The sequence below is a fragment of the Aquimarina hainanensis genome, assembly GCF_042684685.1.
GTDB classification, from domain to species: Bacteria; Bacteroidota; Bacteroidia; order Flavobacteriales; family Flavobacteriaceae; genus Aquimarina; species Aquimarina hainanensis.
Genome location: NZ_JBHULX010000039.1, coordinates 32,425 through 56,539, shown reverse-complemented (window position 1 = coordinate 56,539; position 24,115 = coordinate 32,425). Strand labels below are relative to the sequence as shown.

Sequence of the window (24,115 nt, the reverse complement as noted above, 5' to 3'; positions counted from 1 at the left end):
ATTAACGTTTGTTCGCGTTATTATTGCTCTAAAAATCAACTTTATGTCACAAAAAAAAATCCTTTTCTTTCTTAAAATCCTCGTATCCCTGATTTTCATTGGAAGAGCCTGGCAACATTTATTTTGGGATGCTCCGTATCGGTCTTTCTTTTGGGATGAAGCAATGTTAAAACCTCTAATCGAAAGCCTGACAGACATGAGCTGGCAAGCTTATGTTACCAGTGCTTCTACGGATCAACTTATCCAGAATATTATACTCGCGAATGGTATTATATACTTACTAGCTGCAATTAGTGCCTTATTTATTAATTTTTCGAATAAAAAATGGTTACAGATTCCTATTATAATAGGAGGTGTGTTTTTAGTAATATTATCTTTGTTATTATACAAAGAAAAGTTCTATCACAGTGCTCAATTTTTCGAGCATAGCATTCAGTTTGGTCTCCCATTTGTTTTACTTTATTTTCTAAAAAATAATGGACAAAAAAGACAGTTATCTTTTATCCTGAAGATTCTTATTGCTGTTACTTTTTTCTCTCATGGGTTATATGCTTTTGGTTTTTATCCAGTTCCCGGAAAATTTGTAGATATGGTGATTCAGATTTTTCACTGTTCAGAGCGAACAGCCGTTATTTTCTTATATATTGCTGGCATTCTAGATTTTATTCTTGCCGTACTCATTTTTATCCCCAGAGTAGCACAGTATGCATTATGGTATGCAGTTTTTTGGGGATTATTAACTGCTTTAGCCAGAATTGTTGCTAATGTGTACTTTGATTTCTTCTGGCAATCTGTTCATCAAAATCTATACGAAGTTGTCTATAGAATTCCACACGGACTAACTCCTTTACTGGTATTAAAATTAGCAAAAAAAAGACTGTCTTTTCAGACAGCCTTTTCCTGATATCATCTTGTCAGAAATAAATTAGTTTATTATAAACTTTTTATTCTGTTTTCCTACATTGAGGATATACATTCCAACAGTAAGGGATTCCGTTGATATTACATTAGCTGTATTATTATTGATTATCCCCTGCTTTACGGTCTGACCTAATATATTTAGTATTCTAAACGTTTCTGTTCCTTGCGCCGCATTGTACATAGAAACGTTTAGCACTCCTCCTTTAGTGATTGGATTTGGAGTCAAAGTTATAGAAAGTCCTTTCTGTAACAATTCTTGAGGAATTGTTTTAGAAGCTACATCATCTCCTGCAAAAGAATCCACTGCTGTTGTTCCACATCTACCTAAATTGGTCCAACTCGTAGCTGTTCTTTCATACAGACTTCCTTGGAAAGTAACTCTCTCTCCCGGACTATACGAACGATTCGGATCATAAGGAGCTACTCCCTCACAAATATCGGTAGACACTGCTCCTTCTGTTAATTTTACATCATCAATAGCTACATCTGCCTGCCAGCTACTACCGGTCACAGTATTAAATCTCAATTGTACAGAACCACCTACGTAAGTCGCCAGATCAATATTTGCCGTATTCCAGCTAGATCCTTGTTCTCCTGTCTTATTAAAGATACTTGTCCATGAAGTTCCATCATCAGTACTCGCTTCTACATCTAACCTTCCGATGGCACTTCCTAACATATGATATTTAAAACTAAAATTAGCCGTTGTTACAGAACTTAAATCAAAGCATGGAGAGTTTAATATCGCTCTTTTATTAGGGAAACCTGTTCCATTCCCAGAAGCTTCTACATAAATATAATTAGCTCCTTCACTAGCAGAAGAAGGTCCTGTTCCATTAGATGGTGTTCCATTAGCATCTACTGTCCAGTCCAGGTTATCGTTAGACGATTGTGTCCAGGCTCCTAAATTATTTTCAAAACCTTCTGAATATGGGAAAGAAGAAATACCACTGGTACATCCATTTCCACCTCCTCCTCCATCGGAAGTTATATTAAGATCATCAATTGTTATATCACCTTGCCAGCTACTACCTGTTACTACATTAAGACGTAACTGTACTTTTGCATTTCCTAAATAGGAAGATAAATCGATACTTGCATCGTTCCAGTCTGTTCCTTGTGCTCCGGTTCTTGTAAATATACTAGCCCACTGTCCTTCATTTCCTGTTCTGGCTTCTACTGTTAATGTTCCTATTGCTGATCCTATCATATGGTATTTGAACTTAAGGAAAGCGGAGGTCAAATTAGTCATATCAATACATGGAGAATTAAGGATAGCTCTTTTATTAGGGAATCCCGTTCCATTTCCTGAAGCTTCTACATAAATATAAGAATCACCATCTACCGCTGCACCTGGTCCTGTTCCATTAGAAGGAGTTCCATTAGCGTCTATCGTCCAGTCTAGATCATCATTGGTTGCCTGTACCCATCCGCCTAATGTACCTTCGAAGCTTTGTTTGTATGGGAAAGCTGCAATATTTCCTGTACATTCATCTCCACCGCCACCGCCATCACATCCATTGACGAATGATACAGTCTGATCAGTATTACTATTGCTTCCTCCATTATTATTTTCTACTGCATCTTTTCCTACTCCTCTTGCAGAGAATACGGTCCATATTAAACAATTATATTTCCCATTATATAAGTCTCTGTCTGCTTGTAAAATTCCATCTCTACCAGATACAAACCCTGGATTATTTGCTGTATTTTTAAGTCCTTCGATAACCAGTGCCATTGCGATATTATTACCTCCTGTACCATTATAGAAATCAGGATCAAAGCCTTCTTCTTTAACCAATGCCCATGTCATATCCCATAAGATCGTCGCAAAAGCATATCCTACACCGTGCGGTACTCTCAGGTTATTAATATCTCCATAGTCTGTTCCGTTAATTGCAGTATCTGTAGAATATCTAGTAGGGCGAATTCCTAACCCATCTTGTCCTTGTCCTAATACATAGGTTCCTACTCCTCTTCCTGTTGTTCCTACATCTCCTGCTTTCATCGTCAATACTAATCCAAACCAATCAGACCATCCTTCTCCCATTTGCTCTGATCCTCCTAAAGCATTAGTTGAAGGTCCTCCTACTAACCGAGTAGAAATCCCATGACCATATTCATGTGCTATAATCAGGTTATCCAAATCTCCATCTCTTCCCGGATTGGTTCTATTCCATAAAAACATCTGCATTCTAGGATTACTTCCATCCGGAGGCGTTCCAAAATTAGCATTATTAGTACCACTTCCGTCTTGTGCGTCTGCATTTACAGAATCGCTACCTCGTCCTCCTTTTCCGTAGTTGTTTTCCTGAAAATTACCACTTGCTTCATTAAATCCATATACATACCAAACATCGTGCATAATATTATTCCAGTAGAACAAGTTTGTAATTGCAGCATCCTGATACTGAGTTGGCTCTTGATTTAGATTTAAGGAAAAATCAAACGAAAGATTACTTCCTCCATCAGCAGCAGCTCCTGTACCATTATTCCCGTTTCTATCCTCTTGTGCCCATACATTGTTTCCTCTGGTAATCGTATACTCTGCTCCTGCTGCTCCATTGGTATCATGCCATCCATAAGGAGATGCCGCTAATAAAGCCGGATCTGTTACAATAGAACGATTTCCATCATTCGGATTTTCAACAGGCATTGCATATACATTGTAGCGCTCTCCTGCCATATTTTCGGCTAAATTCTGAGGACCGATAAATTCTTTCTTTTTTATCACCTTAGAAAAATGCATTTCTCCTTTTTCTCCATGTGTATGTGGGTCATCAAAATTACAGCTTATTACCCAATCGTATTCTTTAAGAATTTTTCCTGTACCTGCATCTACATTTACATTCCACCAGTGATGTCCACTCTCTTCATATAAATTTACTAACCAAGACAATTTTAGTTGTCCTTCATCCAGTACATATACTTGTCGTACTTTTACAGGTTCTTCACTAATTCCGGTATTATTATATACCAAATCTCCTTTTGCAGACTTATTAGCACTTCTGTTTAATGCATTCGGAGTTCGTAAATTATGTGCTTGTACTACCTTCATAATTGCACTCTCTGGAGAAGTAAATGCTTTTGAAGAATTGATTTTGGACTTAATATCAGTAATAAATTGATTAATCTCCCAGGTTACCTGATCATTCTTTACAGTTAGCTTATATGTACCATCCTGTATTTCTATCCCCTGATAATATTGATTAATATAAACATGTTTGATGTCAGGGTTTAAAGAAGGGACTATGTCTTTAATTTTCCATTCAGCTACATCTTGTTTGTTTAGTGCGGATTTTGTAGTGGAAACATTGAAATAATCTCTAACAATCGATTCCATGTTTTGGGCGATCATCATCTGCCCTAAAAAAAGTGTTAAAATTAAAAATGTTACATTTTTTTTCATTTTTATAAATTTTGAGTTTGTGTACTTCAAATTTAAAAAAAAACCACTTATTTTCATTATTCATTAAAATATTCACACAAAACATATGTTTTACATAGGAAAAATTGACACATAGACAAAATTTATTGCTTAATCACTAAAAAAAATAAAAAAAACCTCTTCATCTCCCATAAACAAAGCAAAAACACAAATAAAAACCTGATTAACAATACAATAATCCTGTCCTACAAAAGAATTCAACCATAAAAAATTTATGGTTTTACCTTTCTGTTTTTTAACAAAATTTTCACAAATAGAATTTAAAAAACAGAATGATTTTATAGATTATCATCTATTTTTTTATCATAAAAATGATCTTAGAAAAGTTAAAATCTTCCAATTCAGTAATGAGGTTCGATAATTAATTTTGATGTTCTATAGGATAAGCGTAATTTTAAATATTCAACAAATCTCATATCAAAAATGGATAAACGTAAATTTCTAAAAACTACGATATTAGCCTCTACCGGAATTGCCGCAGCCCCTTCTCTGGTATTATCTTCTTGTAATTCTTCTGAGAAAAAGGAAAAAACCACACCAGAGATCAATGAAAAAGATGTTAAAAAGGAAACATCTTCTTCCAGTCCTTTATTTAGTCTGCCTCCTTTGGTATATGGATATGATGCATTTACTGATGTAATCGATGCACAAACCATGGAAATCCATCATTCTAAACACCATCAAGGGTATGTAAACAAACTAAATAAAGCACTGAAAGACACTCCTGTTTCTGGAAATACAATTGAAGATATCCTGAAGAATGAAGCGCTTCCTATCCAGGTTAGAAATAATGGAGGAGGTCATTTTAATCATTCTCTCTACTGGGATATTCTTACTCCAGGTGGTGCAATGTCTGATACACTAAAAGCTGCTATTGTAAAAAGCTTTAATTCTATTGAAGCTTTTAAAGAGGAGCTTGCCACAGCAGGTAAAAAACGATTTGGTTCCGGATGGGCATGGCTTTGTCAGAGTGCGGACAAAAACTTATTTATCACCTCAACTCCTAATCAAGACAATCCATTAATGCACGTTGCGGATAAACAAGGGCATCCAATTTTGGGAATTGATGTTTGGGAGCATGCATATTATTTAAAATACCAAAATAAAAGAGGAGAATACCTTCAAAATATTATCAATAAAATAAACTGGACTAAGGTAGAAGATCGTATGATTTAAACTAAACTACTTTTGCATACTATTCTTACCAAGTATATAAGGTAAGAATAGTATGTCAGTGTTTTTTGATTTTACCAGATGATTATATATTAATTCAACCAGATATCGCTTATCTATGAATCCTTCTGCTACAGGCTGGATAGAAAAGTTCTTAACAGACCATCACAAACATACTACCGCTGGTTCCCTTCCTACATTAGATATGGCATATCCTTCTCTTAGGCAAGCAGGTTTTATCTACGGTACATCGATCCAAACCTTTATAAATACTTCTTCTAAGATTGTATATTCTGAAGAAGAAAAAACCAAGATCAACTTATTAGGTGCCCTGATAATTTCATATTATGACACCATAGAAGACGGTACTGATCATGACTGTATTGATGCACTTATTCAGTTCTATGAATATATGGATACTAAAAAGTCATATTTTTCTTTTCTTCAATCCATTTCATCCAAAAATACGGATCGATTAGAGCGGATATTACATACGCGTATTCAGACCAATGAATCTATTTTCAAGAAAAACTTTAGCCACCTGTTAACTAATGCCTTGTTATTTATTGACGTACTGGCTTTTGAGTATTTTCTGATTCACAATAAGAACCCGTTTGATTACGCTTCTAAATTAGAAGAAACTATTACTCAAATTGTTTTTTTATCTCTTCATTCAAAACCTAAAAAAGATTCTTATGATGAATTGGTATTGAAACTATTCGCATCTTCTGTTCGTTATAATAAAATACATGATACTGAGTACATTTCTCTCAAAGATATCAATGTAGCTATGTATGCCGACTCTCTAGAGAAAAAATACATTCTGGATTTGACCAGTTTAGCCAACTGGAATGAAAATCAGGCTTCTCAACATTCTTTTATCCTATCATTAGGAAATCAATTGAATGTATCTGATCTGGAAATTAACAACTCTTTATCTACAGTGCAGTCTTTTATCAACGCACATAAGGAGGATATTTCGTTCTTTAACTATTCTAACCCGGCACATCATTTTTATAAACAAACCTCCAGAACTGTTAGTATCGCTATTTTACGAAATAAAAAACGATTGATTAATGAAATAACACAGAGTAAAGAGCTTATGATCTTATTAGGTCAGTCTACCACTCGCGAACTCTCTTCATCAGAGAAGCAAAAAGTAAAACGTCAATTATTAGATATTTGCAAAACCATTCCTTCTCTGGCTATCTTTATTCTTCCTGGCGGAAGCCTACTTCTCCCATTACTCATTAAATTTATTCCACAATTGCTTCCCTCTGCTTTTAATGAAAATAAGCAATAGCCACTTATACTTCTAAGCGTTCTAACTCGGAATAATTCTTCTTCAATTTTCTGGTTAATACCCCATAAATTAATCTGTAGAACAATGCAAAAGTACCAAGTATAATCCCTGTAAATATAAGAACCATAACAAATAAAACAGCTTTGGGAAGTTCTTTATCCTTCATAAAATGTTGATTAGCATCAGAATCGATAAAAATCATATATGAGAATACAAGAATCATAAAAACACTCATAAATCCAAGAATAACCAATACGTATTGTCTAACGGCTTTTCTGGTTTTCAGGATATTTTCCATTAAAACCTTTGTAGAATCTGTCGCTTGTATTTTTTTATAATTTTTATAGAACAATACCATATAATAGATCAAGATGCTATAAGACAGTACAGAGGCTATGATAGAAATTGTTTCCATTCCTACCATTTTGATTCGTCCATAAGTATCACTCATACGAAGGATCACTTCTAATGAGGCCCATAAAACAAATTCCAGGACACTGATGATAAAAATCGACCGCACAATCGAAGACGATTTTTTCAAAATCATGCTATATATATCATTATAAGAAAGCTTAGGAAGGGAATCGTCCTGTTTTTTCCAGTCTTTCTTTAGTAGTTCTAATCCATCCATATTTAAGGATTTAATATTTTTTTCAACTTCGTTTTCACTCGATTCATTTTTACTCTTGCATTTACTTCTGTTATCCCCATTGTATCTGCAATTTCCCTATATGATTTATCTTCCAGATATAAAAATACCAATGCTTTTTCTATATCATTAAGTTCTTTTACTGCTTTGTACATTAATTTCAGCTGTTCTTCGACTTCATCGTCGTATTCTTCAGCTTTAATTTTAAAATCCATCGCGTCAAAATCAGCTGTTTTAATGCTTTTTTTGGATTTTCTATAGAGTGTAATTGCTGTATTCAACGCTACTCTATACATCCAGGTACTAAATTTAGCATCTCCCCTAAATTTTGGATACGCTTTCCAGAGCTGAATGGTAATCTCCTGAAACAAATCATTGTGTGATTCTCTGTCATTTGTATACAAACGACATACTTTATGCACAATATTCTGATTCTGATCTAAATGTGTTACAAAACTATGTTCTAAATCTTTATCCACTGTAGTCAATTACAATATATATGTAGTTAAAAAAACATTTCTGTTACAAATTACTGTTTATAAAATTAAGTCCTATACTCTAATATAGTTATAACAACCTATACATCAAGCATATCTGTTCTTTCTTTTTATAGCATTTGTTACAAAAACAATGTTTTTATTCCCGACTTTTATCAGTAATAAACAGTAAAACGGTCAAAAGCATCGTAAACGCATACATCGTATCCTCTACAGGAATCGTACCAATTCTGAACTGAAGATTTTCATAATTATTATACCACACTACCTGATCTTCTATAAAACTTCCTGTAAGGAGACCGTTAATTAAAAAAAAGGGAACTAAAATAACTATAAATACGATGTAGAATCGCTGCAAAGTAGGTATTGCATATCGAACTGAAAAAATAAGAAGAATTGTAGCATAGCCATAGTTAATCACAGTATACCACTTGTTATAATGAATAATAGCTATCACAACGGACAAGATGATAAGTCCTAGACTAAGTATCTTTGTATACTTTTCTTTGAGAATAAGTTTTGGAGCTAAGATGTGAAATGCATGGTATGTAAATGTACAGGCATAAGGAATACATATAAAAAACAACCACTCTTCTATCGGAAGTTTCCAGAGGTATACTCCTGTTAAATAAAAGGGATTAAATCCCCATATTCCATATTTGGTAAACAAAATATCCCATGGAATAAAAAATAGCATCATTGCCACAATCCCTATAAAAAGCTGTGGCCATTTTTTATAAAACCTGAGTTTGGGATGAAAACTCGCTATAAAAGGAATGCTAAGCGAGCCAATATCTAACCAAAAATACAGCCAATTCACAACCCTATTTTTTAAAATATTTAAATGGCACTACCAACATCCCAAAACACTCTCCTCCTCCTTTTCCTATTTTTTTATGGTGCATTTTATGTGCTCTTCTCACTCCTCTGGCATATCGGTTATTGATTCTTCTAAACATCTTAAAACGTTGATGAATAAAAATATCATGGACTAAGAAATATGCCACTCCATATGCAAAAATACCAACCCCTATAGGAAGTCCTGGCCAAAAAATATCGTACTGCCATAATAGAAATAATACAATGCTTACCACGGCATAAAAAATAAAAAATGCATCATTTCTCTCAAACCAGGAATCATGATCTTTTTTGTGATGATCTTTATGAAGACTCCATAGAAAACCATGCATGATATACTTATGGGTAAACCATGCCATAAACTCCATAAAGAAAAAAGTTCCAAGAAAAATTAATATCCAAAATAAGACGATCATAACTTTCTAATAGTTTCTTTAGATTAAATTTAATCTATAATTTATATATGATTGTGCTAATAATCCTATTTTTTGATGATCCGGCACCCGAATTCTAGCATTTTTAATTTCTAAAGGAGCTGTATTCTTTAGCTTTTGAAGCAAACTTTTATAATATCTATAAGCTGTATACACTCCAAATTTAGCTTCGGGAGGAAGTAATAAGATCCCTTCATACCCTTTCCTAAAATCTTCTTCTATCTCCTGTATAATATTCATTTTCGTATATTCATCCAAGTTAGTTAAATCAATATGAGGAAAATAGGTTCTGTTTAGCTCTTCATAATCTGCTTTGAGATCTCTCAAAAAATTTACCTTTTGAAATGCAGACCCTAAAGCCATTGCCGAATCTTTGAGTCTTTCGTATTGCACTTCATTTCCTTGTACAAAAACCTTGAGACACATTAACCCAACTACATCTGCTGATCCATAGATGTATTCTTTATACTCCTCTATTGTATGATATTCTTTTTTATAGAGATCTTGCTCCATGCTTTTCATAAATGCATCGATTAAGGAATCATCGATTTGATGTTTATGAGCTGTATGTTGAAAGCTATTTAGAATAGGATTTAAACTAATTTTTCTATCTAATGACTTTTTTAGGTCTTTTTTAAAATCAACAAATAAAGTCTCCTTATCATATTCATGAAAAGTGTCCACTATCTCATCTGCGAAACGAACAAACCCATAAATATTGTAGATATCCTGTCGGATAGATGGTGCTAACATTTTTACTGCCAATGAAAAAGAAGTACTGTAATATTTAGTCGTAATAATACTGCATTGGTTAGAAACCGAATCAAAAAGTGCTTTCATCTGTTATTTTTTTAGCGTTTTACATACTAGTTCTGCAACCAGCTTACCTGATATTAAGGAAGGAGGAACTCCTGGTCCCGGAACAGTCAACTGTCCCGTAAAAAAAAGATTATCTACCTTATTGCTTTTCAATTTGGGTCGTAGAAAAGCTGTTTGGAGTAGTGTATTAGCCATCCCATAGGCATTTCCTTTATATGAGTTATAATCATTTATAAAATCATTCACACAATAGCTTTCTTTAAAGATAATTTTATTTTTGATCTTTTGCGAAGTTAATTGCTCAAATCTATCTATAACTATATCAAAATATTCCGTTCGTATTTCTGGAGTATCTTCTATTCCTGGAGCTATTGGAATCAGAAAAATTCCTGCCTCTTTTCCCACTGGAGCTGCACTGCGATCGGTTATAGAAGGAAAGCTCGCATAAAAAAGCGGTTTATCCGGCCATGCAGGGTCATCATAGATAGTCTTTGCATGTTCATCAAAATCCACATCAAAAAATAACGTATGATGCGCTACATTCGCTAATTTTTTATCAAACCCTACATAAAACAATAAAGATGAAGGAGCAAATGTTTTTTTATCCCAATAATTTTCGGAATACACCCTATACTTCTGATCTAATAGTGTTTCTGAATGGTGATAATCTGCTCCACTAATAACGACATCTGCCCTATATTCTTCTCCATTAGCTACCACCCCTATCGCTTTCTGATTTTCCACCAGTATTTTTTCTACCGCCGTATCGGTATAAAAAGTAACACCTAATGAACTTGCTAATTCCTTCATTGCCTCAATAACACTATACATTCCTTTTTGGGGATGCCAGGTTCCTAATCCAAAATCAGCATAATTCATAAAGTTATAAAATGAAGGAGTATTGCTTGGTTTTGCTCCAAGAAATAACACTGGAAACTCGAGAATCTGCGCTAAACGATTATTGTCAAATTCCTTTCGCACATCCTTTTTAATGGTACTTATGAACTGTCCTAATCGCTTTATTGTCGCAGGAGTTATTAATTCCAGTGGAGAAACCCCCGGACGATACACCAGGTCTTTAATCGCTACCTCATAATTATCTCTGGCTTTATCGATAAAAGCAAAAAGCTTTTCAGAACTTCCTGCTTCTTCTTTTTCGAAAGTAGCTGTTATTTTTTCTAAACTATCACCAATTTCGACAAAGTCATTCTCTCCGAAATACACATAATATGCAGGGTTTAATTTTTGAAGGCTGTAATAATCTGATGGCTTTTTTCCAAAGTCTCCAAAGAAACGCTCGAAAACATCCGGCATCCAATACCAGGTTGGTCCTATATCAAATGTAAAACCTTCTTTCTTTAACTGGCGTGCTCTGCCTCCGACAGTTTCGTTTTTCTCCAATACAATGACCTCAAATCCTTTTTGGGCTAAATAGCAAGAAGCTGCCAAAGAAGAAAAACCTGATCCGATAACAATTGCTTTTAAATACATGTTTAACAAAAATACAAAAAAGTTAAACAAAAATACCAAAAGTATGTTAAATAGCAGTCACAATATCTTTTATGCTGGTAAACAAACGAACATTATCCTTTATTTTAGAAGGGGTTATATGGGTTACCATTTGACCTAAAATCCATAACGGACAATTGATTTCTTCTAAAAATTCTTGTAGATACTGATCGATATCATCTTTTACTGGAGCTACTGTAAAATAACTTACAAATGTGATATCATCATAAAATTTCACTAGGTCTTTCAGACTTTCTATAGGGACTGACTGTCCCAGATAAATCACGTGATATCCCTTTGCTAGTAGCTCGTAGTTTACATAAAGTAATCCCAGTTCATGAATTTCTTTTTCTGGCAAGTACAATACAAAAGTCTTACTACCGATTGATTCAGAGAGGGTATTTTTTAATAAGGCTTCAGAATGAATATATATTTTTTGTTTAATCAGGTTGCAAATAAAATGTTCATGAGAAGGCGTAATAGTATCTACCTGCCATAAAAATCCGATTTCATTCAACAGGGGAATAAACACTTCTTTAAATATTTCAGAAAATGTTTTCTCTTTTGACAGAGAATCATAGGTCGAAAAAAACAATCGCTGATCAAAATTAAGCATGCTCACTTTCATAGCACTAATAACCGGGGAATGGTCTGACTGATCATTTACTACTTTTTCTGCTTCTTTTGCTATTTCTTCAAAGTCTAATTTCGCTATTTTGGATATTTTAACCCCATTGTTATACAGTAATACGATATTCAATAATTTTTGTAAACTCTCCAGATCATAATATCTGATATTACTTTTGGTACGCAACGGAGAAAGTAGTCCATATCTTTTCTCCCAGATCCGGATCGTATGCGCCTTAATACCCGATAAATTCTCCAGATCTTTTATACTAAAATGTTTTTTAATAGCTTCCATAGCATAACTTTGTTTAACAAAAATAAACAATAACTAAACAACTTGTCTGTTTTTGAGGTAACAAAAGCTATAATCCCCTTCGTTATACTATATTAAAACCTTTTAAAAGAGGGAATAAAAAAGAGGAATTTCTAGTAATAAAGAACGCTTCATTTTATCTTTGTAGTACAATGCAACACATATGAATATACCACAATCCGATTTACCTCGTCTTGTCATTATAGGCGGTGGATTTGCCGGAGTATCTCTGGCTAGAAAGATGGTTAAAGAAAAGGTACAGCTCGTCCTTTTAGACCGTCAGAACTATCATACTTTTCAACCTTTATTATATCAAGTTTCTACAGCCTCCTTAGAACCGGATTCCATAGCCTATCCGTTACGGAAAATTGTAAAAAAAGGGAAAAATACCTTTTTCAGGATGACGGAAGTAACTCACATTGACCCTGATTCTAAAACTGTTTTTACTCCCATTGGGAATATCTCCTATGATTATCTGGTTATTGCTACAGGTGCCAAAACTAATTTTTTTGGAAATCAAACCATTGCTACGAATGCCATGCGCATGAAAAACTTACCGCAGGCATTAAACCTACGAAGTTTACTGCTTGAAAACCTGGAACAGGCAGTCATCACTAAGGATCCTGAAAAAAGAAAAGAATTATTGCGATTTGTTCTTGCTGGAGCGGGACCTACCGGAGTAGAGCTCGCTGGAGGAATTGCTGAACTAAAATTGAATGTACTGCCACTGGACTATCCGGATATGGATTTCAGTGAAATGGAGATTCACCTAATTGAAGGGGCAGACAGAGTACTACCCCCTATGAGTACCAATGCATCTGAAAAAGCGGCTTCTTTTCTAAAAAAAATGGGGGTACATATTCATGTGAATACCCTGGTCACCAATTATGAGCATAATATTGTGACTACTAATACCGGAATTAGCTTGCACACAGCGACCTTCATTTGGTCGGCAGGAGTTACAGGAGCTCCGGTAGAAGGAATTAATGCTAGTGCTATAATCCCAAGAGCAAACCGTTATAAGGTTAACAGATTTAGTCAGGTAGATGGGTATGATACAATTTTTGCCCTTGGAGACATTGCTGTAATGCCTACTGAGAAATTTCCTAAAGGGCATCCTATGGTAGCACAGCCTGCTATACAACAAGGAGCACATCTGGCTAAAAACCTAAAAAAACTTCTCAAAGAGAAACCGATGACACCATTTACTTATTTTGACAAAGGATCTATGGCTACCATAGGGAGAAACAAAGCTGTGGTAGATATCGGCTCTTTTAAATTTGGGGGATTCTTTGCTTGGTTTATATGGATGTTTATCCACCTGTGGTTTCTGGTAGGTTTTAGAAACAGATTTGTCACTTTCTTCAACTGGTCTTATAATTATATCAACTATGACAAAGCGGCGCGACTAATCGTTCGACCTTTTAAGAATAAAACGAATGTTACAGAACAAGTGTAATTCCTCTTTACACTAAAAAACTTCCCCATAGACTATTCATTATATCAGTTTATGGGGTTTTATATATACAGAATATAATCATCAGTACTTCTCTTTTCAAAACATCCTAACAACTGATCCTATAAAAATGACAGTTGAGTAAAGATCTATTTTAGTTTTTGCAGACAAATATGACTTTTGAGGCATCAATCAAAACAGATATACTACAACATGAAATCTTTACTTATTGCCTTATTAACTGTATTTCTTAGCTCTTTCTCGTATGCGCAAACTACGATCAGCGGAACTGTCACCGACCCTAAGGGCGTGCCAATTATAGGAGCAAATATCTATATCGATGGCACTTATGACGGTAGCTCTTCTAACGATCAGGGAGCTTTTTCCTTTACCACATCAGAAACCGGGAGTCAGACCTTAGTCGTATCCTCTATTTCTTTCGAAACCTATTTTTCATTCGAAGAAGTAACAACGATGAACAACCTGCATATTAAACTGAAAGAAGATGTGAATTCACTGGATAGTGTTATTCTGACAGCAGGGACATTTGCTGCAGGAGATAATAGCAAAGCTTCTGTCTTATCCCCTATGGATATTGTCACTACAGCAGGAGCTGCAGGAGATTATATTGCTGCTTTTCAGACCTTACCCGGTACTTCTACCGTGGCAGAAGATGGTCGCCTTTTTGTTCGGGGAGGAGACGCCAATGAAGCCAATGTATACATCGATGGTCTTCGCGTATTTCAGCCATTTACTGCCAGAACCAATAACATTCCTACCAGAGGGCGCTTTTCTCCTTTTCTATTTAGTGGTACAAATTTCTCTACCGGAGGATATTCTGCAGAATACGGAGATGCCTTATCCAGTGTACTCTTAATGAATACGATCGATCAACCCGATCAGGAAAAAACAGACATACAGATTATCAATGTTGGTGTTGGTGCCGGAAATACACAGAAATGGAATGATAACAATTCACTAAGTTTTAATGCTTTTTATCTCAACCTAAAACCTTATCAGGAAATTATATCACAGGATTTTGATTGGAAAAAACCGTATGAATCTCTGGCAGGAGAAGCCGTATATCGTCATCAGTTTACTAATGGTTTATTAAAAGTATATGGAGGAGTGAACTACACACGTTTCCGATTAATACAAGAAGACATTAATATTCCTTCGGGAATTGATTTTTCAATGAAAAACAGAAACCTTTACCTCAATACTTCGTATAAAGGAAGCCTGGGAAATGACTGGAGTATCACATCTGGATTAAGTTTTGCCAATGACCATAATGATATTCGTGTACAAGATACCGATATCGCCAATGATGATTATACAGCTCACCTAAAACTGAGTCTCAGAAAACGATTCAGCAATCGGGTAAAACTGCATATAGGTGCAGAACAATTCCTGAATTCTCATGAAGAACTTACAGCAGTTCCTAATATTGGAAATTTCGACACCCACCACCAAAACAACAGTACTGCTACCTTTGCTGAGACCAATATCTTTTTTAGTAAAAAATTAGCCATGCAGGTGGGGGTCAGAGGTACCTATAACAATCTATTAGATACCTATCGTATAACCCCCAGAGCATCCCTGGCTTATAAAATATCATCTAACGCTCAATTATCACTTGCTTATGGAGATTTCTATCAAACTCCACAACACGAAGTTCTAAAATATACCATGGATATAGAACCCGAAAAATCATCTCACTACATCCTTAACTACCTATATCAAAAAGAAGGAAGAACCCTACGCGCAGAAGCGTATTACAAACAATACGACAACCTACTTACTTATGATACAGAAATGCCTGCCTATAACAGCCTATATACTAATAATGGGAATGGCTATGCACAGGGAATTGACCTTTATTGGAGGGATAATTCATCAATCAAAAATTTTGAATACTGGCTGAGTTATTCATATCTGGATACAGAACGTACTTATAAAAACTATCCAACTGCTGCCACGCCTAATTTTGCGGCTACCCACAATATTTCTCTGGTAGGAAAACTATGGGTAGACAAGTGGAAATCTATGATTGGAGCAACCTATAATTTTGCCTCAGGACGTCCGTATACAGATCCTAATACCAACTCTTTTCTTTCAGAAAAAACAAAAGCATACAATTCGCTTAATATGAATTGGGCTTATCTGATCAGTCAGCAAAAAATACTGTATGTATCTGTCTCAAATATACTAGGTACTAAAAATATATTTAATTATCAATATGCTGATACCCCTACCCCACAAGGAACTTTTCCTCGAAGAGCTATTACTCCTTCTGCGGATCGTTTTTTTATCGTTGGTTTCTTCTGGACCATCAGCGATCGTAAAAATGATAACCAATTAGACAATTTGTAAATAAGCTCCCTGCATATTTTTTAAAAAAACAACAATGAATCCATTTAAAAAACTATAATAACTTAATTTTATCAAAATGAAACAAAAAATTATAACATTAATTGTCGTTGTGTTTGCTGCTATCTTATCCGGGCAGGCACAGGAACAGACTTATACAATAGAAGTAACCATTAACAATATAGCCTCTGATGACGGATCTATTAAAATCGGTCTCTGTGACAAGAAAAAAGATTTCTTAAAGAAGTTTATAAAAGGGAAATCAATCAAAGCTCAAAAAGGCAGTATGACTGTTTCTTTTGAGGAGATTCCCAAGGGGACCTATGCTATCTCTTTAATCCATGACGAGGATGACAATGGTAAACTCAATACTTTTCTTATGATTCCATCTGAACCTTACGGCACCAGTAATAATGCCAAAGGAAACTTTGGTCCTCCTAAATGGCAGGATGCCAAATTCGATATTATCGACAAGGATATCAAGCTATCGATTGATTTGTAAGAAACAAGTAGTACACTCCTTAGAAATAAGGCAAGCTGTTTATCTGGTATGAACAGCTTGTCTTCTTAGAGATCTCATATATCCAACAAACCTTTTAACTAGTACATTAATGAAATACATGCTCATTCCGCTTTTAGCAGAAAAAAACCTGTATATTTACCTATTATCAATACTAAATCATCGTTAAGAATTACACCTTCTATTGGTTCTCCTGTTTTTATAGTACCTCCAAAAGACGTTCTTAATTTATATTCGATCTTTGGCTTATGAGTTACTATGACTCCTTTATCACTTGGCGCCAGCACCGCCATCGTGAATTTATCCTTTGCCCCCGTATTTCCTGCTACTAAAAATTCCTGCTCCCTTTCTATAAGGGTTCCATAAACACTTTTAGTTTTTATTTTTGCTGCTTTATATCTTTTAGGTTTTTGAAGATCTCGTATATCATATTGTACTACATTATCGTTTCCTATCAATAATAATTGTTGACCCGGAATAAGCCATTGCATGGATGTAGGTGAATAACCATTAGCTGGTTGATGTTTGCTTCGGAATTCATATGTACCATCTTCCGATTGGGAATAGATATAAATTCCCTGATGCCTGGATACGACACATATTATATTACCACTTTTACTTATATTGGTAAGTGTATCAAAAAACATAGTCTGGTTCTCACCTGACAGATCAATTATTTTGGTCTTTTTATCATTTGCATCAACTGTAACAACGCCTTGTTCGATACTCGAAATTAAGTATACTATCCCTGATTTTATAAAAAAGTGACTATATTCAGGAGTTTCAATTGTTCTAATATGGACCGGATTACTCAAATCAGAAATATCAAACATCAAAATTTTATCTAGTGCTGATCGTTCCTGATACGATATATAAAGAAAATTTTCTTCTAGCTGCATTTGACCAGCTCCCCCCCAACCAATATCTGTTGTAGAAATTAAAGAAATAACCGACAGCTTTGTTATATCCCATATTTTGAACCTATTGGAATGACGAGTAATGAGTGTATTATTAATATGTATTGTTTTGCCAAAATCTCTTTCTACATCATGTTCTATTGTCTCCTTTGGCTCTTCTATATGAATTGGTATTTCTACATACTTTTCGATCTTACTTAATTTTCCCATACGTATGATTTTAATAACTTATGATTTTTCCATTGTTTTTATACCCCTCCCTAAAAGTTCTGTGCTAAAGATAAAAAATATTCTCCCTTTTTATACTGCTTATTAATATCAGTTCGATATGGAATACACATACGCTTCTTTTCTATAAAATAGTCGTCAACCATTGTTTATTGACTATTTGTTTTACCTCGTAAATCTAAACAGTAACATCAAACTTTAGTTCATATTTTAGTCAAGTTGAGCAATTACCAAACTTATAAGGCTAGCCATATAGCGCAAGGTTTTGAAATTTAAGGACATGAATTTTACTTCTGATAATAATATACTGTTGTGGTATAATCATATCGTAGGCTTGAATCAAAGCTATCTGGTAGTATTTTAAACCTGTTTTTATAGTAATTTAATCGCACAAATAATAAAACATTACAATATATTTTCAGAAGACAACCATAAAGATTCGTACAATTAAAACGGTAAGAGAGACTGTCTAACTATTTTAGGTAGTCCCTTTTTTTTTGTGGTGATATAAAATTATATGAAAGGTTTTTAGCCTTATCTCAATATAGGATCAATACCTCCTTCCCTGCGCTTGCGGATACAGTACTCGCATCTCCGGGACTTTATATCTGGTACCATCCTCCTTCTTTTTTCTTGATTACACTTCATCCAACTAAAATGACAATTCGGTCATATATAATTAGAAAGACTGTTGTTTCTAAGCATCTTTACCTCATCAATAACAAACTCATCATCCATTGATATGAGTTAATAAATAACAATACTTATGAAATATATTCTTCTTTTAGTACTGGCAGTAAGTGCTTCTTTTACTTCAGAAATCACTGCACAATCTTCTTATGAAAAAGGAATGACCAAAGCCTTTTCCTTATGGAAGGAAAACAAAGCTGATGAAGCAGCAAATTTGTTTGAGCGAATTGGTCGTGCCGAACAAGATAACTGGATTCCTTATTATTATGTAGCTCAAATTAATATCCTCACCACTTTTGGACTAAAAGAGGCTACTGAGATCGAATCCCGATTAAAAAAAGCGCAGAATTTTATTAACGACGCAAAGACCTTCTCTAAAGACAATGCAGAAATACACATTATGGAAGCACTATTAAACACTGCCTGGGTTGCGTACAAGCCCTCAGTATTCGGGATGACGCATTCTACAAAAGTGGAACAATCTTATCAGGCTGCTAAACAATTAGAACCTGAAAACCCCCGAGCAATGTTGTATCATGCCGAGTGGAAAATGGGAGCCGCAAGATTCTTTGGCAAAGACCCAAAAACTTTTTGTTCTGAAGTAGAAAAAGCTATCTTGTACTTTGATAAGGAACAAAAAAAGGAAATCCCTTTTTATCCTAAGTGGGGAAAAGATCAGATAAAACGGGTGCAAAGAAACTGTAATTCATAACAGGTCAATCCCCTGACTTAAGAACAGAATACGAAAAGTATTTCTTAAGCAGGTATTCCGTAAGGAAAATGATGGATTTAATACCAATGAGTATTAATTTCTGAGACAAGTCCCCTGCCTATGTAATCCTCGAGGATCGAGTAAACCAAAAAAGACTATGAAAGATATAAAAGATATTATCGTCGTTTCACTAACCCTAATGATTGTAGTCCTGGCAATTCATTTATTATCTAATGAATTTAATTATCAACGGGTACTAACGGTGGAATGGATCGGAATTCTTACGTTTTATAGTGTATTTCTTACATTGATTAATGCTTATTATTTTAAGTTCATCAACTATCGGTTCGAATGGAAAAATAAAGGATTACAAAGAATATTAGTCAGTGCCGGAGGATCGATCGTCTTAACAATTCTTGGCTATATGTTCTGCGGGTATGTAATTGCTGTTATAATCTATCAGAAGCAAACTTCGATTGAGTTTCTTAAAGATCAAAAATTCGAAGATTACTTAATGCCTTTGTTTATTACTGTGATTGCTTCCTTATTCTTTCATACTATGCATTTTTACAAGGCATTACAAGAAAAGAAAGTTGCAGAACAAAAGATCATTGCGGGAACAGCCTCTGCGAAGTTTGATGCCTTAAAGAATCAGTTGGACCCTCATTTTTTATTCAACAGTCTCAATGTATTGACTTCCTTAATCGATGAGAATCCAAGGATGGCACAGAAATTCACCACTTCACTATCCAAGGTATATCGCTATGTACTGGAACAGAAAGACAAAGAATTAGTAAGTATTGAAGAAGAATTAAAGTTTGCCAAAACCTATATGACACTACTCAAACTTAGGTTTGAAGACAGTATCATATTCGAAATGCCAACACAGTTGAGTAATCCAAATGCTAAAATTGTGCCTTTATCACTACAGATCTTATTAGAAAATACGATTAAGCACAATGTAGTAATGCCTGAGAAACCTCTGAAAATAAGTATATATGAAAAAGATGGGTTTCTATTTGTAGAAAATAATCTACAACCTAAACAAATTGTAAAACAACGTAGCGGTGTCGGACTGGTCAATGTCAAACAGCGATATGCTTTATTGACTAAAAGAGCCTTCTCTGTATATAAAACAGAAGATGCTTTTATCGCTAAACTGCCACTGCTTACGAAACAAATAACAACTATCGATATGGATATAGTAACACCAACAGCTAGTAATGATGAAATAAAATACGAACGTATTCGCAAAAAAGTACAAAAGATCAAAGAGTTTCAATATAATCTCATCTCTTACAGTGTCGTAATTCCCGGATTGGCAATTCTCAATTATGTAACCACAGGGTTCAGTATACCATGGTTTATTTTCCCGCTGTTTGGATGGGGATTGGGATTGCTCTTTCATGGAATGGACGCCTATGAATATCACCCTTTTATGGGAAAAAACTGGGAAGAAAAAAAGATCAGAAAATATATGAATCAAGAGAAAAGAAGTCGCCATGAATAATAATGATTACGATGCCTATAAAAGAGCCAAAGCCCGTGTAGAAAAGGAGAAAGGCTTCTACTCCCATCTGACAGTATATATAGTTATTAACATTGTGATTCTGATCGTTAATGTCAATTTTAGATTTAACTTTGATGGGGCAGAAGATTGGCTAAACTGGAATCTATTGGTTACTCCCGTATTATGGGGAATCGGATTACTTTTTCACGCAATTGGCGTTTTTGGAAAGTTTTCTTTGTATGGAAAAAAATGGGAAGAAAGAAAAATAAAGGAGCTTATGGAGGAAGAAGAACGAGCTTCTAAACAGAATCATTACTAAAAAACTAGAACAGATGAAAGATTTTAATGAACAACATTCATATGACCGTGCTAAGGAGCGTGTCGAAGAAATAAAAAAGTTTTACAGCAATCTATTTTCTTATATTGTAATTATTGGTTTTCTTGCCGGATTAAATTATTTTCAAAACCAATGGAGATACGCATGGTTCTTATGGCCAGCTATGGGATGGGGAATCGGCGTAGTATTCCATGCTATTAAAGCCTACCGTTTTAATCCTGTTTTTAATAAAGAATGGGAAGAACGAAAAATAAGAAAATATATGGAGGAAGAACAAACACAGAAACAACAACGATGGGAATAACAGCCCGAAAGAAATATTAATTTCGGAATTCATCCTAAAACATGTATAACTCTCGTTTCGAGTAAACATGTCTGGCAGGAGTTACCCCTAAACTAGCTAATAACTACATAAAACAAGTACATCAGATAAAAAATACCACCCGATGAATGTCATAATTATAGAAGATGAAAAACCCGCAGCCAGACGATTAAACAGAATGCTTGATGATTTAGGAATTCAGGCTGAAACTATGTTACATTCAGTAGCAGAAGCCATCGAATGGTTCTCTAATAATCCTCATCCGGATGTGATCTTTCTCGATATTCAATTGAGTGATGGTCTTTCTTTCGAGATCTTTGATGAAGTAACTATTAATAGTGCTATTATCTTTACTACTGCCTATGATGAATATGCGCTCAAAGCATTTAAATTAAATAGTATTGACTATCTGCTAAAACCAATTGATGACGATGAATTAGAAGCAGCTATACAAAAATATCAGCAATACTTACCCGAACAACAACCGATTCAGGTAGATTTTGAAGATATAAAAAAGCTACTGGTCAATCCGATGGACAGGGTTTATAAAAAACGATTTACAGCGAAGGTAGGACAACACCTCAAAATTTTTACAGTAGAGGATATTGAATGTTTTTATTCTGAAAACAAAGGAACCTATCTTCATACCACAGACAATAGAAACTACCTGATCGATAGTACTCTCGAATCATTGGAAGAGGAATTAAACCCTAAACAATTCTATAGAGTGAGTCGCAAGTTTTATATCAACATCAATGCTATCAAGGATATTATTGCCTATACCAATTCCCGATTACAGGTCAAGTTAGCGCACTTTGATGAAGCAGAAATTATCGTTAGCAGAGAACGGGTAAAAGATTTTAAAAACTGGTTAGAAAAATAATCCACTCGAGATAAAAGATAAACATCTATCTCATTACTTAACTGATATTTTATAAAGAGTAGTATCTATGTTTAGGGAGAAACCAGGGCGTTTTAATCCCGATTATCTAGTAAAAGGGGAATCCTTTGCAGACTCCCCTCCTTTCTCTTTTATTTATAATCCACTGATATATCCTCCGTACACATCCTTAAACTGAAATCCTTCTGATAACCGATGTTTACTTAGCTTTTTGTACTCCACCAATCCCCATAATACAAATTCCATCATAAAATAGCGATCCTCCGGAGCAACCTCTCCCTGATAGGCTTCAATTAACGCATTCAGAGGAGGAATAGCATCCAATGCTTTTTTATAAGCTTCATCGGTAGTTTCTTCTAGCAGTTCTAAGCTACTCTGTTCAAAAAACCAATCGATTAACTCCTGATAAGGGCTCTTATAATCTTGTTTTTCCAATCGTTCAATTTTTGGAAAAAAAGTGGGAAAAAGCGTCTTTATACTCTCCGAAAGTAAGGAATGAGCAACCGCTGCTGCTCCCTCCTGCTCTCCTTCATATACTAATTCTACTTTTCCTGTAATAGCAGGTACTACTCCAAGAAAATCACTTAAGCGAACTGTCGTTTTTTCAATTCCCAATTGCAAAGCTCTGTACTCGGCTGTACTCAATAAATTTTCATAAGCAGTGATACTCATCCGGGCACTGACTCCACTTTTATGATCTATAAATTCACTGGTTCTGGCTTGGAAACTCAATTGTTCCAGAATGTCCTTAGCAATTTCCGGGACATAGACCGTTTCTTCTTGTCGCTTATCCAATCTGGCTTCCTGAGCAGTGATTGTTTTCGCTATGGCAACGGTTTCTGGATAATGAGTTAATATCTGTGACCCTATACGGTCTTTCAACGGGGTAACAATACTTCCTCTGTTGGTATAATCTTCTGGATTAGCTGTAAAAACAAACTGTACATCCAATGGCAAACGCAATTTGAATCCCCGAATCTGAATATCTCCTTCTTGTAGAATATTAAATAAAGCTACCTGGATTCTTGCTTGCAGATCTGGTAATTCATTAATAACAAAAATACTTCTGTTAGCTCGGGGGATCATTCCAAAATGAATAACGCGATCATCAGCATAACTCAGTTTTAGGTTGGCTGCTTTGATAGGATCTACATCACCTATGATATCCGCTACTGTTACATCTGGTGTTGCTAACTTTTCTGCAAAACGTGCTGAACGATGTAACCATTCAATAGGAGTATCCTCTCCTTTTTCGGCTATCAGGTTCGTTGCATATCTGGAAATAGGTTGCAATGGGTCATCATTAATCTCTGAACCTGCAACGATCGGAACCCATTCGTCTAATAGTGCAATCATCTGTCTTGCTAATCGGGTTTTTGCCTGACCTCTAAGACCTAACAGATTAATGTTATGCCTAGATAAAATGGCTCGTTCCAATTCAGGTATTACAGTATGCTCATACCCATGAATCCCTTCAAAAGTGGGAATATTCTCCCTAATTCTGGTTCGTAGGTTATTGCGTAATTCATCTTTTATAGATACAGGAAGGTACCCTGATTTTTTTAGGGCTCCCAACGTTTTTATTTCTTTAATATTCATTC

Annotated in this window: 21 protein-coding genes; 11 read left to right on the top strand and 10 right to left on the bottom strand. The window is 34.9% G+C overall.

Annotated features, from left to right (window positions below):
* Positions 1-43 precede the first annotated feature (43 nt).
* A complete protein-coding gene (locus tag ACFSTE_RS16255) occupies positions 44-904 on the top strand; it encodes a hypothetical protein (protein ID WP_378254374.1) in 861 nt (286 codons plus the stop codon).
* 21 nt (positions 905-925) lie between these two features.
* On the opposite strand, the gene ACFSTE_RS16250 is transcribed toward ACFSTE_RS16255, so the two are convergent.
* On the bottom strand, positions 926-4,330 hold the full coding sequence (locus ACFSTE_RS16250; protein WP_378254372.1) for a M36 family metallopeptidase: 3,405 nt from the start codon (positions 4,328-4,330) through the stop codon (positions 926-928).
* Between the two features lie 462 nt (positions 4,331-4,792).
* Between ACFSTE_RS16250 and ACFSTE_RS16245 the strand changes: the two genes are divergently transcribed.
* Both ACFSTE_RS16245 and ACFSTE_RS16240 read left to right on the top strand, forming a co-directional pair.
* Positions 4,793-5,545: a superoxide dismutase gene (locus ACFSTE_RS16245; RefSeq protein WP_176030604.1), complete on the top strand. Its 753-nt coding sequence runs from the start codon at positions 4,793-4,795 to the stop codon at positions 5,543-5,545.
* Between the two features lie 115 nt (positions 5,546-5,660).
* On the top strand, positions 5,661-6,845 hold the full coding sequence (locus tag ACFSTE_RS16240) for an LETM1-related biofilm-associated protein (protein WP_176030605.1): 1,185 nt from the start codon (positions 5,661-5,663) through the stop codon (positions 6,843-6,845).
* A 4-nt stretch (positions 6,846-6,849) separates the two neighbouring features.
* Here the strand turns inward: ACFSTE_RS16240 and ACFSTE_RS16235 are convergent, their stop codons facing one another.
* The 7 genes from ACFSTE_RS16235 to ACFSTE_RS16205 all read right to left on the bottom strand — a co-directional run bounded on the left by ACFSTE_RS16235 (position 6,850) and on the right by ACFSTE_RS16205 (position 12,533).
* Positions 6,850-7,476 carry a hypothetical protein gene (locus ACFSTE_RS16235; protein ID WP_378254369.1) on the bottom strand — a complete coding sequence of 209 codons (627 nt, stop codon included), beginning with the start codon at positions 7,474-7,476 and terminating at the stop codon, positions 6,850-6,852.
* A gap of 2 nt (positions 7,477-7,478) precedes the next feature.
* Positions 7,479-7,973 (bottom strand): RNA polymerase sigma factor, encoded by a 495-nt coding sequence (locus tag ACFSTE_RS16230; RefSeq protein ID WP_176031179.1) that lies wholly within the window; start codon positions 7,971-7,973, stop codon positions 7,479-7,481.
* Positions 7,974-8,130: 157 nt separating this feature from the next.
* On the bottom strand, positions 8,131-8,811 hold the full coding sequence (locus tag ACFSTE_RS16225) for a lycopene cyclase domain-containing protein (RefSeq protein ID WP_378254367.1): 681 nt from the start codon (positions 8,809-8,811) through the stop codon (positions 8,131-8,133).
* 4 nt (positions 8,812-8,815) lie between these two features.
* On the bottom strand, positions 8,816-9,265 hold the full coding sequence (locus ACFSTE_RS16220; protein WP_378254365.1) for a sterol desaturase family protein: 450 nt from the start codon (positions 9,263-9,265) through the stop codon (positions 8,816-8,818).
* 18 nt (positions 9,266-9,283) lie between these two features.
* Positions 9,284-10,123, bottom strand: coding sequence for a phytoene/squalene synthase family protein (locus ACFSTE_RS16215; protein WP_378254363.1), 840 nt, complete (start codon positions 10,121-10,123; stop codon positions 9,284-9,286).
* Between the two features lie 3 nt (positions 10,124-10,126).
* Positions 10,127-11,593: a phytoene desaturase family protein gene (locus tag ACFSTE_RS16210; protein WP_378254361.1), complete on the bottom strand. Its 1,467-nt coding sequence runs from the start codon at positions 11,591-11,593 to the stop codon at positions 10,127-10,129.
* 46 nt (positions 11,594-11,639) lie between these two features.
* Positions 11,640-12,533, bottom strand: a complete 894-nt coding sequence (locus tag ACFSTE_RS16205) for a MerR family transcriptional regulator (RefSeq protein WP_378254359.1) — start codon at positions 12,531-12,533, stop codon at positions 11,640-11,642.
* A gap of 181 nt (positions 12,534-12,714) precedes the next feature.
* Here ACFSTE_RS16205 and ACFSTE_RS16200 point away from each other — a divergent pair, with 181 nt between their 5' ends.
* The 3 genes from ACFSTE_RS16200 (at position 12,715) to ACFSTE_RS16190 (ending at position 16,879) form a co-directional block, all read left to right on the top strand.
* Positions 12,715-14,010 (top strand): NAD(P)/FAD-dependent oxidoreductase, encoded by a 1,296-nt coding sequence (locus ACFSTE_RS16200; protein ID WP_378254357.1) that lies wholly within the window; start codon positions 12,715-12,717, stop codon positions 14,008-14,010.
* Between the two features lie 210 nt (positions 14,011-14,220).
* Positions 14,221-16,380, top strand: coding sequence for a TonB-dependent receptor (locus ACFSTE_RS16195; protein WP_378254355.1), 2,160 nt, complete (start codon positions 14,221-14,223; stop codon positions 16,378-16,380).
* A 76-nt stretch (positions 16,381-16,456) separates the two neighbouring features.
* Positions 16,457-16,879, top strand: a complete 423-nt coding sequence (locus tag ACFSTE_RS16190) for a DUF2141 domain-containing protein (RefSeq protein WP_176030614.1) — start codon at positions 16,457-16,459, stop codon at positions 16,877-16,879.
* Between the two features lie 122 nt (positions 16,880-17,001).
* Here the strand turns inward: ACFSTE_RS16190 and ACFSTE_RS16185 are convergent, their stop codons facing one another.
* Positions 17,002-18,024, bottom strand: coding sequence for a hypothetical protein (locus tag ACFSTE_RS16185; RefSeq protein WP_378254353.1), 1,023 nt, complete (start codon positions 18,022-18,024; stop codon positions 17,002-17,004).
* Positions 18,025-18,808: 784 nt separating this feature from the next.
* Between ACFSTE_RS16185 and ACFSTE_RS16180 the strand changes: the two genes are divergently transcribed.
* From ACFSTE_RS16180 to ACFSTE_RS16160, 5 genes are all read left to right on the top strand, one after another.
* Entirely contained in the window at positions 18,809-19,444 is a 636-nt protein-coding gene (locus ACFSTE_RS16180; RefSeq protein WP_176030616.1) for a hypothetical protein, read from the top strand.
* A gap of 157 nt (positions 19,445-19,601) precedes the next feature.
* Entirely contained in the window at positions 19,602-20,954 is a 1,353-nt protein-coding gene (locus ACFSTE_RS16175; RefSeq protein ID WP_176030617.1) for a 2TM domain-containing protein, read from the top strand.
* Positions 20,947-21,273 (top strand): 2TM domain-containing protein, encoded by a 327-nt coding sequence (locus tag ACFSTE_RS16170; RefSeq protein WP_176030618.1) that lies wholly within the window; start codon positions 20,947-20,949, stop codon positions 21,271-21,273. The genes ACFSTE_RS16175 and ACFSTE_RS16170 overlap by 8 nt, the downstream gene beginning before the upstream one ends.
* A 13-nt stretch (positions 21,274-21,286) precedes the next feature.
* The gene (locus tag ACFSTE_RS16165; RefSeq protein ID WP_176030619.1) at positions 21,287-21,595 is read left to right on the top strand and encodes a 2TM domain-containing protein; all 309 of its coding nucleotides are present in this window, start codon (positions 21,287-21,289) and stop codon (positions 21,593-21,595) included.
* Between the two features lie 142 nt (positions 21,596-21,737).
* Positions 21,738-22,496, top strand: coding sequence for a LytR/AlgR family response regulator transcription factor (locus ACFSTE_RS16160; RefSeq protein ID WP_378254350.1), 759 nt, complete (start codon positions 21,738-21,740; stop codon positions 22,494-22,496).
* A 153-nt stretch (positions 22,497-22,649) separates the two neighbouring features.
* On the opposite strand, the gene ACFSTE_RS16155 is transcribed toward ACFSTE_RS16160, so the two are convergent.
* The gene (locus ACFSTE_RS16155; protein WP_176030621.1) at positions 22,650-24,113 is read right to left on the bottom strand and encodes a sigma 54-interacting transcriptional regulator; all 1,464 of its coding nucleotides are present in this window, start codon (positions 24,111-24,113) and stop codon (positions 22,650-22,652) included.
* Positions 24,114-24,115 lie beyond the last annotated feature (2 nt).